Genomic DNA, 16,228 nt, shown 5'->3' on the forward strand with positions numbered 1-16,228 from the left:
CAATTCAACGATGGGTTGGCTCCAGCGCGGGCCGAGGAAAAATTTAAAGTCGTGTCCGGGATTAGTTGACCACTACAATTAAGCTTGGGCTAAGGTTGCCTCTTTACACTTCGACGTTCTTGGATAGTCGAGCATTTCGAAAATGGGCACCGTCGATACAACTCCCAAACCACGCTTCAGCATCGTTCTGGTTAATTACAAAACCCTTGATTTGACCAGGATATGCCTGGACCTTTTGTATGAGCATGGACAAAAAGCCGGGATCCCGGTGTGGGTGGTCGATAACGGTTCTGCGGACGACAGTGTTGAATATTTGCGCTCACTCAACTGGATCAACCTGATCGAACGAAAGCTACCCACTAAAGAGCCGGGCCACATTGCCCATGGCAATGCCCTGGACATGGCGTTGGCAAAAGTAGATACCGATTATTTGTTCCTGATGCACACCGATACGTTCGTCTTCGATGCGCACGTGTTTACGATGATGATGGACCACTGCACCAACGATCCGAAAGTCGTAGCAGTCGGTTGTACCGAGCAACTCAATCGAGGGATACCAAGGACGCTTTGGCGCTTCACTTCGCGTCTGCTGAAGCACCATTTCAGACACCTGAAATTATCGCTGGGGCTGCGATCCAAAGACCCGAAACCTTACAAAGAAACCCACTTGAAGAGCTTTTGCACGCTGTGGAACAGCAGGCTCGTGAAGCAGCAAGGCCTGCATTTCCAGATCGATGATCGAGTGCCCGGCTATGCGCTGCAGGATCGGATGATCGATCTTGGCTATAAAGTTGTGTTTCTTTCGCCTAGAAAAATCTTCAAGTACCTGGATCACATCCAGGCAGGAACCGTCGCCGCCGCCGGTGGTTATGGCCAGCATCACCGGCGCACCAAAATGTACGAAAATATTCTCAAGCGCTTCAATGCCATGAACACTTCCAGATCCTGAACCAACCTGCACCCAGCCCACAAAAAACCACTAACCGTCGCCGGTTCAGTGGTTTTTTTTGATTGGGTCGACGGTTACAGAGCCATATCACTTGCAGTATTACCCAGCTGTCAAAGCGTACCTAGATCGAACCATACGCCGCCATCCCGGTTGTCATTCATGGTGAGCTCTGGACTCTTATAAATCAGGTTACCGAAACCATCAGGATGGTGGAAAACAAACGGCTCCGTCTCGCTGGTAGAACAGGCTCCAACGCCCATACGGTACTCACGCTGATAGGCATAGGCCTGTGACTTACAGGTAACGCTCCAACGGGTAGCGTCGGGCGTGTACTCGACTTCTCGAGCTCAAAGCTGCTTGCGCGATACATCCTGCAGAATGTCCAGAAATGGTCGGACGTTCTTATTCATAATAAAGGCGTAGTTGCCGAATCGCTTCCACATCGGTTTTCGCACTCATCGCAGCCACCGTCAGGTTTGCGCCAAGTGCAAATCATCATCCCAATTTACGAATCACGCCAGCCGGCGAGAAAGGAAGATGATAGAGGCATGGCGGCAGCTTAAACCTGGATCAGAACGCTAGCCTGCTGCGAATCAATAGTTGGGATCAGCCCCGAGCCCTGTTGATGTGCGAGCCAGGTCCGAGTCAGCTTCACGTCGAATCGCCAGCCATGGGCTTCCATCCAAACAAGCGCTGTATGGGTAATTCGATAGTGTCCGCACTTCGCGCATGCTCTTTCCTGGTAATCATCACCAACATTGACGTCCGAAGCAGGCTCATCGCAAATTAGGCATTCCATATCTACCTCCATTGGCTGGACCCCTAACTATAGACGATTCCCACCCCTTCACCGCCCGGGCATGCCCCGGCATAGGACGGCCCATGCCCACAGAAAACAAGCCGGCCGAGCCGCTGAAGGTTGAGCGCTCGACAGTGACAAAGCTGGTGATCACCGGAGCCCCGCGGCTTGACCCGATCACTGTGTTCCTCGAGGACTTCGGTCGCCGCGACTGCCCCATTGAAGGCGATCCGCACTACCAGACGGCACAGGGCAAGATCACCATCAACTGCTGGGACAAGAGCTGGAACGCTTACTGGGGCGGTATGGGGCCGCGCACCGTCGCGGAGTTCGTCACCAACTGCGGCTGGGACTACGTATTGAACTGCCTGGATCGCGGGATCAGCAGCACGAGATTCAGCGGTGACGCCCTCCAAACCGTTGCCAAAAAGTGTATCGTCCAGCGCCGCCGGCAACAGACCGGGCGCCACGACTGGGAACTGGGCGAACTGAGCAAAGGTGAGGCCCGCGAGCTTTGGCACGACATCGGCGTTCTGAGCGACATAGAGACGCCAAACGAATGTTGGCATCACAGCAAGCTGCTGACCGAACTGTTCGGCGAGGAATGGCATTACTCGCTCGAAGGTAAGGCTGTCGAAGAAAACCACGATTTCACATACCTGTGACGGATCGTTGAGGCTATCCAGGCAGCGCTAAGCCAGGAACAGCAGCAGATTCCCCGACAGGAGCACATTTGTACTCCACCCTGCAATAACTCTCTCCCCCTTAAAAGTCAGCCGCTATAGCGGCATGAAAGCACTTTAAATCCGCCAGCCCTGAGCCTGGCTGATCATCCACGGCGGCAAGGACGTCGAGAACCGCAGTTGGCACACCAAGTATCGTGGCCGGTTCCTGGTGCATGCAGCCAAAGGTATGACCAGTAATGAGTTCACGCAGGCGCTGCTGTACTGCTCTGAACGAGGCCTGACGTTGCCAGATCGCGACGACTTGCTGCACGGCGGCATCATCGGCTCCGTGGTTCTTGCCGATAGCCGCGATACGAGCACGTCGCCCTGGCACATGGGAGAAAAAGCGTTCCTGCTGGTTGACCCGAAGCCCCTGCTGTTCGTGCCAATGAAGGGGCGGCTGAACTTCTTCGAAGTACCTGACGACCTGGTGACCCCATGACCCTCCCCGCCCTCGCCTACATGGCCTGGCTCATCTACACGGGGCCAAGGCGTTGATCTTGACGGGTTCGCCCCGCCAGCCACCTCAGGAAGGGGGCTGAGTGGTCAGCCGCTGGTGAGGCGAACGCATCAACAGTAGCTCACCCGCAGGATCTGCCTCACTCCCTTCATCAGATTCCCCTAACCCACCTTCTGTCGCCACGCGCGGCATGGAGACGCTCATGAGCATCCAGTTTCTATCTCACGAGGAGGTTTGCGAGCTCACCGGCGCGCGGACCAAGGCAGGTCAGATCCTCAACCTGAAGAAGAACGGCGTCAGACACACCATCAAGGTGAATGGTTGGCCAAGCGTTACAGCAATGGCTGTGACTGCGGTCGGCATGTTTGAGCCAGAGAAACCCGCATGGAAACCACGCAAGGCTAGCTGACATGGGACGACGACCAAGCAAACCCGGATCTATTGCCCGGCTGAGAGAGCGCAAGAAAGCCAGCGGCCGGGTTTTCTACTACTACGACACCGGCGGCAAGGACCGCAAAGAAATTCCGCTCGGCAGCGATTACGGTCTGGCGATCATGGAGTACGCGAAACTCGAGCGTGATCGCACCGCCACCGACCTGGTGGCCAAGGTGATCACCTTCCGTTACGTAGCCGAGAAGTACCTAGTCGACGTGGTGCCATCAAAGAAACCAGCAACGCAAAAGGACAACGTCAGGGAGTTGAAAAACCTGATGTCATTCTTCGACGACCCGCCGGCCCCGCTCGAAACAATCCAGCCCCTGCACGTCCGCCAGTACCTTACCTGGCCCAAGGCCGCGCCGGTGCGCGCCAATTGGGAGAAGGCTCTGCTCAGTGCAATCTGGAACTTCGCCCGGGATATCGGCTACACAGCACTCGCCAACCCTTGCGCAGGAATCAAGGGCAACAAGGAGACGGGGCGGGACATTTACATCGAGGATTCACTGTTCAAGCGCGTGTACGAGAAGGCGGACGCCGGCCTACGGGATGCGATGGACCTTGCCTATTTGACTGGCCAACGGGTGACCGACACTCGATTGATGGATGAGCGGGACGTCCGCGAGGGTCAGATATGGGTGCCGCAGGGCAAGACAAACGCCAAGCGCCGAATCGAAATCACTGGGGAGCTGAAGGTTTCGATTGATCGAATCATGTCCCGAAAGTCAGAACACAAAGTCCGCTCGACGCGGTTGATCGTTACAGAGGATGGCACACCAATGTCGGTGGCGATGTTGCGGGGAAGATTTGATTTGGCCAGGGAAGCGGCCGGGGTAGCAAAGTCCGAGTTCCAGATGCGCGACCTGCGCGCTAAAGCCGGCACGGACAAGGCCGAATCAAGCGGCGACATTTTGCAGGCCCGGGATCAACTTGGGCATACGACCGTCGTAATGACCGAGCAGTACATCCGCAACCGGAAGGGGAAAAAAGTCTCGCCAACCAAGTGAATTGCGGACCAATCCAATAATTGCGGACCAGAAACGAACAAGGGCTTGCTTAGCTTTCGCTCGCAAACCCTTGATTTATATGGTGCCCGAAGCCGGAATCTAATTAAGGCCTAAAATCACCGTCTTAACTGAATGAAACCTAACTGCTTCGGATTAGATGTACTAGTCACTGTACTATTTTGTGAATGCTGGGGCGCTTGAGGTCGTTGTCTTGGCAGATTCTAACCCCATTGAAGGCGACCTGGTAACACACTCGACCAATCCGCCGCATTAGGTCCCCATCATGTCAAGGTGCCCCATAAACAAGCGCAAGCAATTGATAAAAAAGAAAAAATATTAATTAACAGCAAGATGAAAAATGGTGGCATCACCCTATAAAATCAATAGCTTAGCGTTGTATATTCCTACAGTACTCCACCCTTCTTGGCGTCCTGCCGACGCAACATCCTCCCCCCTCTCTCCAATCAAGAAATCCCACTGCTAAGCTGATAATTCCACGGAGGACTCACGATGCCAAACTCGGACCTGCTCCCTTCCTTGCTTTTCAAGATCAACGAAAACCAGCTAGCCCTCGAGGCAGCCATCATGGAGCTCACGCTCTGGGTGGAGCAGCGCGGATCGGCCGAGGTTGCCGAAAACGTTCGCGGCGCCCTGGTCACGATTGACCGGAATGAAGAGTTCATCAAGATGACGCTTGCGGTTCTCATGACGCCAGAGTGATAACACCCACCGCTCGCTGACCGAGTGACTGTTTTCGGCCAATAGCAGTCGCTCAGGCCAAGGCGTCTATCGGCCAAAATAGAGTGCGTTTGAGGCCGTACACGACCTTCGAGGTAGGAGATGGCATATTGCTGGCATAAGTTCGTAAAACTGATAATGTTCTCTGCAAGCTGCAGCCGACTGTCAATTTGACATCAATACGTGGGGAAGGAAATGGAATATTCGTTCAGTGAATTTTGGTCAACTCATTTAGCCGGCGTAATAAAACGGGAAAACCTACTGGATCTCCCCGGTTGGTATGGTGATCTGACGCCAATGAAGTCATTCGTTCCCGCAAATGTTGTTCCGCGCGACGGTTTTTCAGATTTAAACCAGAGCGTTTGGCTGATTGCTGCACCAGGTGCAGTAGGTAAATCAACACTCGCAAAGGAAATATGCGCTTTAACTGGTGCTGTCTATCTTGACTTGGCAGAGGCGTCCACAGTTGCAGGAAACTACCTAATAGGCGGACTAGTATATACAGACCTTCTCGCCGCGTGGTCAGCTGGTACTACAACCATTGTAATAGATGCTCTCGATGAAGCCAGATTGCGAGTAACCCAATCTGGATTCGAAGATTTTCTTGCGGATGTAGCAAGGGTTGCAACAAAAGGTAGTGCGCCGATTGTTTTGCTTGGTCGAGTTGGGATAATCGAAGAAGCCTGGTTACTAATAAATGAAAATTCGGGAGTCGCGGCTCCTATTTTTGATATTGAGTTTTTTGATACAGAGCAAGCAAAAAAGTTCGTAATTGCAAGGCTCGCTGCTCTTTCTAACATCACTCAAAATGGACTAATAGAGTATCCGCATTTATCTTCCTCGCTGATCAGTCATGCTAAAGTTTATGATGAGGCAGTTACAGAGGTAATATCTGGGATAAGCAGGCTGTCTCAGGCTGATGCAGATCGTTTTGTCGGCTATGCTCCAGTGTTGGACGCAGTGGCAAAGGTGATCGCGGCCGAACAAAATCCTGCTCGAATCAATGAAGACATGCGGAGAGTGCTTGAGGGCGAAGTGCTCACTAGTCTTGCTAGTGAGATTTTGATCCGAGAGGCGGGTAAGCTAACCATTCAGCTTAAAAATGCCCACCCGGACTTCCCTGAAGATCTTTATACTCCAGAAGAACAGCTACATCGGTTGGCTTGTAAGATGCTTAATTTGCCAGCACCACCTGTTCCCGATGTTGTGGCGCAAAAACATGTGGCGGTTTACGAGCATGCAGTTAAGAATCTACTTCCCCAGCATCCTTTTTTAAACGGAGATGGCAAAGGCGCTTCCAGCTCCGTTTTTGAAGCTGCAATCATTGCTGCAGCTCTTAAGAACGAGCTTAAAAATGTAAGAGAAAGCGCGGAAAAATATATCTCTTCTGCAAAGCACACCGCAAATCCGTTCCTATTTGATTTCTACCTGGCTTTTGATGATGGACAGAGCAACGCACCAGCGGAGCATTTAGGTTTTCTGTTTGATTCTGTAGTTTCGAAAGCCACCACTGGAGATAAGGTACGACTGTATATAAGTGAAAATGCAGATGACACACTAGTTAGCGAAATAATAGTTGAAAGAGATAGTGGACGCTCGAACTCCTACGCGCTGAATTCGCCTGCGGAGGGGTTGATCACTTTAGGGCGGAAAGTTTCTGGCGTGTCAATAGACTGTGAGCACACTAGCGTTCAGTTAGGCTTGGGAGGTCAGCTGGAGCTTATTTCTCCAACTATCGTGCAATGCCAACAACTTTTTCTCGCCTGCGATCAAGTCGTTGTGAAAACGGATCCAAAAAGTACTGAGGAGGTGGTGCTTTTGGAGGCGCAGGAGCTACTCGCTGGGAATAGTGTTTCAGCGCCGATAGTAAGACCTACAGCAATTTTTAGAGTCTCTTGGCCCGGCTCTGAAGCGTACCCATGGACCTCTTTCAATGTCACAGATGGGCAGGGAGAAGCATCTCATGTCTCAGAGGGATTACGTACCCTCCGGCGATTGGTTATGGCATTTCGTTCTCACAGCAAAGGCCAGCTCGCCCGCTTCCGTGACAAGATAGACCACTTCAGGATGCTCAAGGGTAAGATTGGGGAAGCATTACTTCAAAAGCTGATCGATGACGGGATCATTTGGGCAGAAGGGCCAATGTATTGCTTGGACGCTAACAAGCTTGGTGCAAAAGTTGGAATATCATTCCAAGACGCCCAAGCCAAAGAATACTCCCAAAAAACGAAAGACTACTTGTCGAACCTAGATATTTAAGAATGAGGCGCCGGTCCACGTTCGTAACTAGTAGACCGGCGCTCAACTATTTCGTCCGCTAATGGCCGAAGGTCGACATTGGGGGAATGTCCGCTTTGGGTCCAGAGTGTGTAAAAACGCATGCGCCGTTTTGAAGTCTGCGTTGCTACGTAAAATCTGCTGGTGCTTGTGTAATAAGCAGACCAGAAATTTGCGTAGGAGCGCGATCTTTGTTCCAGCCCCGACTGTCAAACGTGTTCTGAAACGTTTTTACACAGCCTCGGTCGGTTGCAGCCATTCGCGACAGGTAGCAATCCGCCAAAAGCGGCCGCTTAATGGCAGGCAGGGGGCGATTGTCCAGGGTTACAGCATCCTATATGGGATTTTAGAAGAAATAATGTCTATATATGGAAATGGTCTGCAGTCGTCGGATTTGACAACTGAATTGTTAAGCAAGGACTTCAGAGAGCTAATTGCCAACTTTTGATGTTTCATCGGGCCAACGTGTATAGCTTTGATGGTTTCAATTGGAAATGAAAATTTCTGAAAAGGTATGATCAAATCATTTTTCGTGCGATAGTGGATTTCTTTGTTATCAAGGGTTGATTGGGTTATCAGTCGTGCCTCACTCTCTTCTTTAAAGCTCTCGTGTTTGAAAAGGCATACAGAGTCTCCCAACTCCCAGATAACTCTTTGCTCTTCAATTACGAGAGCATTGCTTCCAGATCGGGATACTTCTTTTAGATTATGTAGTGCCATTACGATTAGTTCGTTCGCTAGTTTCTCCTTGGTTCTTATGTCGTATACGCAGTCGTGAAAATGTGGACTTTCTTCAAAGTGTTTTTCCTCGAACTCAATAGCATACAGCCCGTATGAGCGCCATTGACTTAAACTATCGCGAGCGCGACTAAAAGATGTGACGAACATTTGCATATCGTCAAAGTCTGACAGTACACTGGATAGAGAAAAATCTGCTAATTTTCGTTTGGCGTTTTTGTGGGCTTCATCATCCGTATCCGCTAACTCACGAATCGCTGCCTCTATATGTTTCGCGCCGTCCGCTGCTTCTTCTGAATCATTTAAAAATCGAATATCCGTCAGCCAGAGCTGCTGGTCTCTGATGATGGATAACAATGCGTTAGCATCCGTATAGTGAAAGAGAGACATGACTGTCCTTAAAAATTAGGTAGAGGGTGGCTAAGAATCGGCGCGAAGAGTCTCAGGAAAATCGTTCCGCGTGTCCAATTCCTGGAGAACTTCTGTCAGTGGGGCTAAGAACATCAGATCTTCCGCTTTCAGGCTGATGAATTAGGGCTGTTTCCTCTCGGTTCGTCCGGATCTAAGGTGATATTTTCGCTCATTCGCAACCTGAGGCGTCCGGAAAGGTGATGGGTGTCCTTGATGAGTCAATGGGAGATAGGGAAGCGGCACGTTCTGGCCGGTTTCTGCCTTTCGCAACCGGTAGCGATTGGTCGTTTGCTGCCCCTCACGACGGGCAGCAAACGGCCGAGGCTGTGTAAAAACGTTTTAGAACACGTTTGACCGTCGGGGTTGGAGCAAAAATCGCGCTCCTACGCAAATTTCTGGTCTGCTGATTACACAAGCACCTGCAGATTTTACGTAGCAACGCAGACTTCAAAACGGCGCATGCGTTTTTACACACTCTGGGCCACAAGCAGCCAGCCGTTAATGCCTTGAATCAAGAGGCAATTTTCCTAGCCGAAGGTTATATTAAAATGTTAGGTTTGCCCCTTCCCATCTTGCCCCCAGCAGGTATAAAGCTAGTTACTTTGATTAACAAAACTTCTGGGGAAACTACAATACAGATCACGAGAGATCTAGAGGCTTTAAATGTCGATGTTAGAAATGGATAGCGAACGCGCGTCAAATGAAGACCTAGCCCACATAGTGTTTTTGCTGCGCAATATCAGCAGCAAAGAACTCAAAAAAAGAATCGAGAAATTTAACGATAATTATAAAAATTTAAACTCCCAAGACATCTACGCTCGAATTAAAGACGTCATCATGATTTCAACAGGGTCTGCGAGAGCGGGCACCATCGCTGCCCAGGAGAAGGAATACTTTCCTGGCGGCATTTTCTACCGTGCGCGAATTTTGGATTCTGAATTCAAAGACCTTCCAGAGTCAGAGTTCTGGGCGGCCCCCAACGATCGCGTTAAATACCACGGTCGTGTCAACCGGCCGTCTCAAGGGTTGCTCTATACCTCAGAGGGCCAAATACCTACAACATTTGCAGAGGTTAGAGTCGAGCCACAGTCCAATGTACTCCTGATGGCCTATCAATCCAAAGAAACACTCACTGTTGCAACGGTGGGCAATAAGTTCTATACCAACCTCCCGTCGGACACTAGGAAAAAACTCTCCATCATTCGGAAGTTTATTAACCAGAACCTGCTGGCTGCCGGGGAAGGCGCTTACCTTTTCAGCAGCGAGTTTACCAACTCAATCTTAAATATTAGCCCTGACGGTTGGGCATACCCATCTACGGTTTATCAAGGCGGTGAGAACGTATGCTTCCGCCCCGAATCCCAACACAAGCTTGAGTTGCTCGAGATTTTTGCGTTCAACGGTAAAGAGAGTGGGTTAAAGATGCCTGTAGGTTATTTTCTACTGCAAGAAGATGGAACCTATAAATATCACGCAGAAGTTGAAGCAGCAGGTGCACGTTTCGCAGAGTTCATAAAAAAGCATCGAAGGATTTACGCGTCGAATGACCGTTCTACCTTAGAGCAGAGGACTACCATAAACACGACGACCAGATTAATTCCCTAGTCCTGTGTTCTGCACATCCTATAAACAAGTGCCGACTGCGCAAAATTGATCGTTCAACTCACCGCAGTCGTTACCTGAAAGCCAGAGTTGGCAGGGTTGTCGTCTCTGATGCGAATTTGAGTCAGATTGCTGATTTCCACTGACCCACATTCTGCCTCTGGCGACATCCGCAAGGACTGCGGATAATGGGAACTATGGAAAACCCTCGGCTCCAATCCAGTGCAGAGCCCGAAATCTAAGGCGTAAGGTGAGCGAATCGACCTTAGTTACTGATCCTTGGCTGTCTTTACTTCGCGGCAGCCCCATTCCCGCCACCATCAACTTCAGCTTTGGTTTCCTTCTAAGGGTTGGCCTGAGCGACTAACCCCCTCAAAATTTCAGCACCACTTGCGATATCCGCACTTTCAGACGTGACATCGACTTCGCATGAGGTGTGCATCTTGATTGATGAGCCTACAAAAGCCCCGCCCTGCCCTCGTGCGGATTATTAGTAAACACTGTTAGATGCACATCTCGCAAAGCTTCCAGAGGCGGGTGTTGATTCTCAATTATCACGATCTGGCTTCCGCGACTATGATGACGGATCAGGTACTCATAGAATTTTTCTTTTAGATCACTTCCTCTCAGAAGCAAATCATCATCACCCTCCGGCGCGAAGTAGGCAAGAAGCGGCGAGTCGAGTACTAGGAAACCAGGGTGGGGCAAGGAGTTCTCTTGCGCATATTCAAGCAATCCTAGACTAACCGCGGCATGTGTGATGGACCGCAAGCCTTTGCCTCGACTGCCCCTAGGTTTACCATCGATAATAAAATCGCTGGAGCCCTTGTCAAACACAACTTTACACTCTCCAGGAAAATTCCATTCATTCAGAATTGAGGAGATTTTGTCTGATAAAGAGTTGCCAATAGTGTCGGGTATACTGACTAAAGCCGTTGTCTTGCCACCAGCCGAAGCCCCTTCTTTTTCAAGTGAGAGTTTACGCTGAGTCAATTGCTCGACACGTTCAAAACCATTAATTTTCTTTGACACATCTTGCCGTAACTCAACCAAAGTTTCAAAATCAATTTTTTCTTCATCTTTACGCGGGGAAAGCGCTTCCTTTAAAGAAGCCTCAATTTCAGCGTACTCGTTCTGCCGACCTAAGTTGTCACTTGAAAGTTTCTCACTTTCAAGCTGAAGCTCATCAATAGTTCGAACTAGCTCGCTCCTGAGCTTTTCTATTTTTGCGATTTCGGCGGAGGCTGCCAGCACAGCCGAGCGTATATCCTCTTCATCGTCATCTTCAAGATGCTGATTACAAGGTGCAGCACCACACATAGGGCAGTCTACTTCATTTATATAGACGAGCATGGAGCCGCTTTCTTCAATGGCCTCTAAGCGCGCAAGGTCGACATCATAATGATCACGCAGGAGGTCAAACCTTGTGAAAAGGTCAGCGATTTCGTCAATTCGCTCAGAAACCAACTGCCTCTGAAATACGTTGCTTTGACGCCGTTCCAAAAGTTCGGAAATTAATCCCTCATTAAGGGTAATTGATTTCCGATGTCGCTCTAACGTAACACCGATCTTCTCAAGCTGAGCCTCAAGCTCTTCGCGCTTACTATCACCGATGTCAGCAACCAACTCGGAAATCAAGTCATCAAGCAAAGAAATCTTGCCTGAATTATCTACCATTTTCACTACTGGGGTATTGATTGCCGAATCATCCATCCCCGTCACAAGCAATTTAACGGTAGCCAACTCAGAAGTTTTCGTAGTGAATTGGCCACTCCAAAACGGTGATCCTTTAGTAGCAATCTCTTCTTCTTGGACGATGACTAGCCTTGCTATGTTTCGGAATCCCAGGCTCTGCAAAGTGGATTTTGCGCTGCTTTTCAGGACCTTCTTGCCGAGCAGCCCAAGCTTGTCGAGCAAAAAGCCTGAAAGATTATCTGTAACACCGTGAGAGTGACTACCCTTTAGTACCTTCGATTCATCTTTACCGCTCTCGATCAGCTTGAAGCCTCCACCACTTAGCGCCCGCTCCAAATTCCACTTTTCGCCAGAGCCTGACTCTAACGACAAGGTAACTCGGTCATATCCTTGCAACTCATCAATTTTTCTAAGTTCAGAGCCACCTAGCATGTAATCGATTGTCTCAGCCAGATAGGATTTACCAGTATCTGACGAACCACAAATCACGTTAACACCGTCCAAGAAATCTACGTGTCGTTCATCAGTAGGGCCAGAGAATTGAACACATCGTAACTGGAAACTGAACTCACTCATGATTCAGAGCCCTTCTGTTTATAAGCCTGAAACTCACTGGCCCACCTAAAGATTCTATGAGTAACTTTTCGAACTTCTTCCGTAGGTGTATTTCCATACGTCTCATACGCCCACTTGGCTCTGTCTAACAACTTAAGCGAATAAGTCGATGTGAGTGAGGATATTAAAGGCTGAGCAGCATCGGTAGCGATGTAGCTGAACCCTTCATATGACGCGATCCGACTTAACAGCCCCCGTCTAACCATCAGCTTCAGCCCTGACTCTATCAATCCTCTGCGCACGAGGAGTTCACCTGCTCGTAAAGGCAATGGTGCATGTAGGCTACTAGGCCCCCTCGCATCTTCAGAGTGAACTACCAAATAGTCCATCTCTACTAAACGCTGTAGGTCCATTGCCATCGGAAAGGCAGCAGTTAGGATAGCTAGAGACCGTACCCCAGTCTCCAGAGGGCCATTGAAAGGACTTTTCACTGTTGGCTCATTCATTTTCAGGCACCCACGTTAACCGATCATCATTTGCCAACTGATGGCATATACCCTGACGATCCTGGGTTTTAAATGCTGAGGCAAGGGGATTAGCTGAAGCAGCAATGGTTGATGAATGGGTAATAGTGGCCTTCATTCGTGCAAATCCGTCTGCATAGTCATCCTCACAAACATCCACAACCCCATAAAATACTTCATCTTGCAGGGCCGCGAAGGTACCTTCAGGTACCGTATCCCTAGCAAAGTTCCTAAGAGACTCGGCATGATAAAACCGCTCTCTCTGACGGAGATAATCTCTCTTTAGTGTGCCATGGGACTCAAGGTCAGTCTCATTGGATATAGGCTTACTCAAATAGTGCCCATAAGCATCAAACATTTGCTGAATGTAGCGACTTTCACTGCCAGTCGGCACTACCGGAGGTATCAATGAGTCAGGCCTGAATGGGAGTCCACCACCAAACCTCACAGCATGGAACTGGGTACGGCTATGACCATCTATTAGTTCGACAACAGATTTTGACGAAAATATGGAAAAATCGAATGACTGAAAGTAATCGAGAAGCTCGCCTGATAAGGGAATCTCTATCGTCGATGTGATCCCATTCTTACAATATTGGTCCCAATTCTCCTCCGCCTTAAATTGCAGTTCCTCAGGGTTATTCAGAAGCTGCTCTAAAGTGGTTCCGATGTCTTGAGATCCAGCAAAATAATGCTTACGTGGAGGGATATAATATCTCTTGAATGAATAGTAAATAATCTTCCCAATCTCGACCCAGATATCACTAGGACGGAGCGGGTGACCATATCGCTTGCACTGATAATTATCCCAGATGCCTTTGAACCCGTCAGTAGAGCAGAAGCCTGCGATGTCCACACCCAAGTCACCCGAGCCACCGAAGCGTCGGACTTTTGGGTATTCAGTCTTCAGGCTACTCCCCCATTCCTCCACGAACTCCTCCCACTCTTCTGGGCTGAAGCTTCGAACGCGAAGAGGCTTAGGTACCAAAATACCACTTATTACATGCGTCGCGGATGCGGAAAATGTCCGTTCCCTCGGGGTAATTTCTTGTAGATCGATGTCCGAAATCACAATGCTCGCCTGCCATGTTGGAGCAGTGGCCCTCATAGTATCTGAGGTGCCGATATTTTCACTCCCCGGATCCCAAAACCTCCGTGCCGGGGGTGGACCGACGCTAGCAGAATGCCACTGCTTCGTCCATTGCCACGCGTACAAAGCCTAATATCTCGAATGTCAGCTATGGGTCGAAAGCACTCATATCAAAACAACCCTCCTAGTGCCGCTGGCTCCCAATTCATAATTACCAACTCGCCACTGACCTCGGCCTTGCCCTGCCGCTGGTTGGCCGTGGTGTAGCGGATATCCAGTGTCTCAAAATGAAAGCCTTCGAACACCCGGCGGATGTCCGGGTGGTCGTTGATGCTGACCATCACCCTGCCCTTGCAGCGGCGCATGAAGTCGGCCATGCGCTCATAGTTCTCAAACGGAAAATCCACCCCATAGCCGGCGGTCTGCCAGTAAGGCGGATCCATGTAGTGAAAGGTGTGGGCTCGGTCGTAGCGTTCGGCGCAGTCCAGCCAGGGCAGATTCTCGACGTAGGTGCCGGACAGGCGCTGCCAGGCGGCCGAGAGGTTCTCCTCGATGCGCAGCAGATTGATCGATGGAGTAGTGGTAGCGGTACCGAAGCTCTGCCCGGAGACCTTGCCGGCGAAAGCATGGTGCTGCAGGTAGAAAAATCGGGCGGCGCGCTGGATGTCAGTGAGGGTTTCGACGCGGGTCATCTTCTGCCACTCGAACACCTGGCGTGAGCTGAGCGCCCATTTGAACTGACGCACGAACTCTTCCAGGTGGTTCTGTACCACGCGGTACAGCGTCACCAGGTCGCCGTTGATGTCGTTGAGCACTTCCACGGGCGCAGCCTGGGGCCGCATGAAGTACAGCGCAGCACCGCCAGCAAAGACTTCGACGTAGCATTCGTGAGGGGGAAACAGCGGAATGAGGCGATCGGCCAGGCGGCGTTTGCCGCCCATCCAAGGAATGATGGGTGTAGACATGGATAGCAAGACCTTTACTGTATAAATAAACAGGTGTTAGGCTCGCTCCGCTTTGTGCACAGAGCAGGAGCCTTGGCTGGACTTGCAGGGACAATCTGCGGGGACGGCGGCCAGGCGGGATGTTGACGCATCCAGCCTGGCCGCTCCTTTTACTTCGGGGATGAAACCTCTTTGACCTTGGACTGCTCCCCCTTCTGGGTAATCAATCTGCCACTTCGAGCACGACTTTCTGCGGTTTTCCTGACGCCTTGGCCTTGCCCTCCTTGCCGCCGTTGCACTCAACTGACACTGTCCAACCCGACTGGGTGAAGGTGTGATCCACCGACTCCACCAGGTACTCGCCATCGAGCCCGCGCTTGAAGCCCTGCGCTTGGATCATGATTTCGGCAAACAGATCGGTACGCCCGGGCAGGTCGAGGCGCACCGAGGCGGTGGAACGGTTGAACGCCGCCAGACGCGCCTTGGCTGCCTCATCGGCGGCCGTCCTGTCTGGGTACAGATGGCGGTCGGTGTGCACCGGCGGCATGCCTTCCGGCACATTGGGGTTGTCCAGGTGCGAGACCAGCAGTTCCCCGCTGGCTGGATCCTGGTACTGGGTGCTGACCCCCTTGTGGGTACTCCGGTCACTCAAACGAAACTGCCAGCGGGTGACGTCGCCGCGTTGCAGGGTGATGACAGCCAAGGCCTTACCGCTGGCGCTCTGCCCGCCCTGCCGCGGCAGGACCAACAGCTTGCCGTCGGCGACCTTGGCGGTGCAGTCGTGTTTCTTGGCCAAGCGGGTGATGAAGTTGAAGTCCGATTCATTCAGCTGGTCCATCCGTGGTACGCGGGTGTCGACCGGACACGACGGCTGCCAGCCATTGCGCGCCGCCACATCGCCGACAATCTGCGCCAGGCTGACGTCTTCCCAGCTGCCGCTGCGGGTACTCTTGCCACTGCCACGCATATCACTGGCCTTGCCGCTGATCACCAGCGTGTCCGGCGGGCCAGATACCGCCACCTCATCCACGGTGTAGCGGCCCATGCGGGTCAAGTCGGCACCGGCATAGCCCAGGTAGATCTCGATACTCGCGCCCCGCGCGGGCAGCGCCACCGCCCCGTCGCGGTCGTCGATCCGCAGTTCAAACGAGTCCGAGGCCATCCCGGGCCGGTCGGCAAGCTGCAGCGAGACCAGCCGATCATTGATCAGGGCGCTGATGTCGGCGCCATCGGCGACGATACGAAAGAGCGGTTGCATAACGACATCCCAGGCAAGAAA

The 16,228-nt window shown here is 51.3% G+C and carries 14 protein-coding genes; 8 read left to right on the forward strand and 6 right to left on the reverse strand.

The genetic code is table 11. The annotated features are described in order from the left end of the window. Positions 1–142: 142 nt before the first annotated feature. The 7 genes from AC3WQN_RS10090 to AC3WQN_RS10120 all read left to right on the forward strand — a co-directional run bounded on the left by AC3WQN_RS10090 (position 143) and on the right by AC3WQN_RS10120 (position 7,372). On the forward strand, positions 143–949 hold the full coding sequence (locus AC3WQN_RS10090; protein WP_103402318.1) for a glycosyltransferase family 2 protein: 807 nt from the start codon (positions 143–145) through the stop codon (positions 947–949). Positions 950–1,831: 882 nt separating this feature from the next. Beyond that, positions 1,832–2,413, forward strand: coding sequence for a phiTE_072 family protein (locus AC3WQN_RS10095; protein ID WP_103402320.1), 582 nt, complete (start codon positions 1,832–1,834; stop codon positions 2,411–2,413). Positions 2,414–2,579: 166 nt separating this feature from the next. After that, positions 2,580–2,915, forward strand: coding sequence for an ASCH domain-containing protein (locus AC3WQN_RS10100; protein ID WP_492606941.1), 336 nt, complete (start codon positions 2,580–2,582; stop codon positions 2,913–2,915). 220 nt (positions 2,916–3,135) lie between these two features. Continuing rightward, the gene (locus AC3WQN_RS10105; RefSeq protein WP_103402321.1) at positions 3,136–3,342 is read left to right on the forward strand and encodes a DUF4224 domain-containing protein; all 207 of its coding nucleotides are present in this window, start codon (positions 3,136–3,138) and stop codon (positions 3,340–3,342) included. Between the two features lies 1 nt (position 3,343). Continuing rightward, a complete protein-coding gene (locus tag AC3WQN_RS10110) occupies positions 3,344–4,375 on the forward strand; it encodes a tyrosine-type recombinase/integrase (RefSeq protein ID WP_103402322.1) in 1,032 nt (343 codons plus the stop codon). Positions 4,376–4,885: 510 nt separating this feature from the next. Continuing rightward, a complete protein-coding gene (locus tag AC3WQN_RS10115) occupies positions 4,886–5,095 on the forward strand; it encodes a hypothetical protein (protein WP_103402323.1) in 210 nt (69 codons plus the stop codon). 213 nt (positions 5,096–5,308) lie between these two features. Next, positions 5,309–7,372: a hypothetical protein gene (locus AC3WQN_RS10120; protein WP_146038407.1), complete on the forward strand. Its 2,064-nt coding sequence runs from the start codon at positions 5,309–5,311 to the stop codon at positions 7,370–7,372. A 342-nt stretch (positions 7,373–7,714) separates the two neighbouring features. On the opposite strand, the gene AC3WQN_RS10125 is transcribed toward AC3WQN_RS10120, so the two are convergent. Beyond that, positions 7,715–8,518, reverse strand: coding sequence for a DUF2971 domain-containing protein (locus tag AC3WQN_RS10125; RefSeq protein WP_103402325.1), 804 nt, complete (start codon positions 8,516–8,518; stop codon positions 7,715–7,717). Between the two features lie 684 nt (positions 8,519–9,202). Between AC3WQN_RS10125 and AC3WQN_RS10130 the strand changes: the two genes are divergently transcribed. Continuing rightward, positions 9,203–10,144 (forward strand): RES domain-containing protein, encoded by a 942-nt coding sequence (locus AC3WQN_RS10130; protein WP_103399159.1) that lies wholly within the window; start codon positions 9,203–9,205, stop codon positions 10,142–10,144. A 453-nt stretch (positions 10,145–10,597) separates the two neighbouring features. Here the strand turns inward: AC3WQN_RS10130 and AC3WQN_RS10135 are convergent, their stop codons facing one another. The 5 genes from AC3WQN_RS10135 to AC3WQN_RS10155 form a co-directional block, all read right to left on the reverse strand. Beyond that, complete coding sequence (locus AC3WQN_RS10135; protein ID WP_103399160.1) at positions 10,598–12,412, reverse strand: coiled-coil domain-containing protein; 1,815 nt, start codon at positions 12,410–12,412, stop codon at positions 10,598–10,600. After that, complete coding sequence (locus AC3WQN_RS10140; RefSeq protein WP_103399161.1) at positions 12,409–12,897, reverse strand: ABC-three component system middle component 2; 489 nt, start codon at positions 12,895–12,897, stop codon at positions 12,409–12,411. Before AC3WQN_RS10140 ends, AC3WQN_RS10135 begins: the two co-directional genes overlap by 4 nt. Beyond that, entirely contained in the window at positions 12,890–13,987 is a 1,098-nt protein-coding gene (locus AC3WQN_RS10145) for an ABC-three component system protein (RefSeq protein WP_103399162.1), read from the reverse strand. The genes AC3WQN_RS10140 and AC3WQN_RS10145 overlap by 8 nt, the downstream gene beginning before the upstream one ends. A gap of 188 nt (positions 13,988–14,175) precedes the next feature. After that, the gene (locus AC3WQN_RS10150) at positions 14,176–14,970 is read right to left on the reverse strand and encodes a DNA adenine methylase (protein ID WP_103399163.1); all 795 of its coding nucleotides are present in this window, start codon (positions 14,968–14,970) and stop codon (positions 14,176–14,178) included. Between the two features lie 202 nt (positions 14,971–15,172). After that, positions 15,173–16,207 (reverse strand): phage late control D family protein, encoded by a 1,035-nt coding sequence (locus AC3WQN_RS10155; protein ID WP_103399164.1) that lies wholly within the window; start codon positions 16,205–16,207, stop codon positions 15,173–15,175. Positions 16,208–16,228: the final 21 nt, after the last annotated feature.

The sequence above is a fragment of the Pseudomonas sp. FW300-N1A1 genome, from assembly GCF_058789115.1.

Bases quoted from the DNA above. Each gene is read 5' to 3' on its own strand.
- AC3WQN_RS10120 (WP_146038407.1), top strand. From the start codon at position 5,309: ATGGAATATTCGTTCAGTGAATTTTGGTCAACTCATTTAGCCGGCGTA.
- AC3WQN_RS10130 (WP_103399159.1), top strand. From the start codon at position 9,203: ATGTCGATGTTAGAAATGGATAGCGAACGCGCGTCAAATGAAGACCTA.
- AC3WQN_RS10125 (WP_103402325.1), bottom strand. From the start codon at position 8,518: ATGTCTCTCTTTCACTATACGGATGCTAACGCATTGTTATCCATCATC.
- AC3WQN_RS10155 (WP_103399164.1), bottom strand. From the start codon at position 16,207: ATGCAACCGCTCTTTCGTATCGTCGCCGATGGCGCCGACATCAGCGCC.
- AC3WQN_RS10095 (WP_103402320.1), top strand. From the start codon at position 1,832: ATGCCCACAGAAAACAAGCCGGCCGAGCCGCTGAAGGTTGAGCGCTCG.
- AC3WQN_RS10090 (WP_103402318.1), top strand. From the start codon at position 143: ATGGGCACCGTCGATACAACTCCCAAACCACGCTTCAGCATCGTTCTG.
- AC3WQN_RS10140 (WP_103399161.1), bottom strand. From the start codon at position 12,897: ATGAATGAGCCAACAGTGAAAAGTCCTTTCAATGGCCCTCTGGAGACT.
- AC3WQN_RS10150 (WP_103399163.1), bottom strand. From the start codon at position 14,970: ATGTCTACACCCATCATTCCTTGGATGGGCGGCAAACGCCGCCTGGCC.
- AC3WQN_RS10115 (WP_103402323.1), top strand. From the start codon at position 4,886: ATGCCAAACTCGGACCTGCTCCCTTCCTTGCTTTTCAAGATCAACGAA.
- AC3WQN_RS10105 (WP_103402321.1), top strand. From the start codon at position 3,136: ATGAGCATCCAGTTTCTATCTCACGAGGAGGTTTGCGAGCTCACCGGC.
- AC3WQN_RS10135 (WP_103399160.1), bottom strand. From the start codon at position 12,412: ATGAGTGAGTTCAGTTTCCAGTTACGATGTGTTCAATTCTCTGGCCCT.
- AC3WQN_RS10110 (WP_103402322.1), top strand. From the start codon at position 3,344: ATGGGACGACGACCAAGCAAACCCGGATCTATTGCCCGGCTGAGAGAG.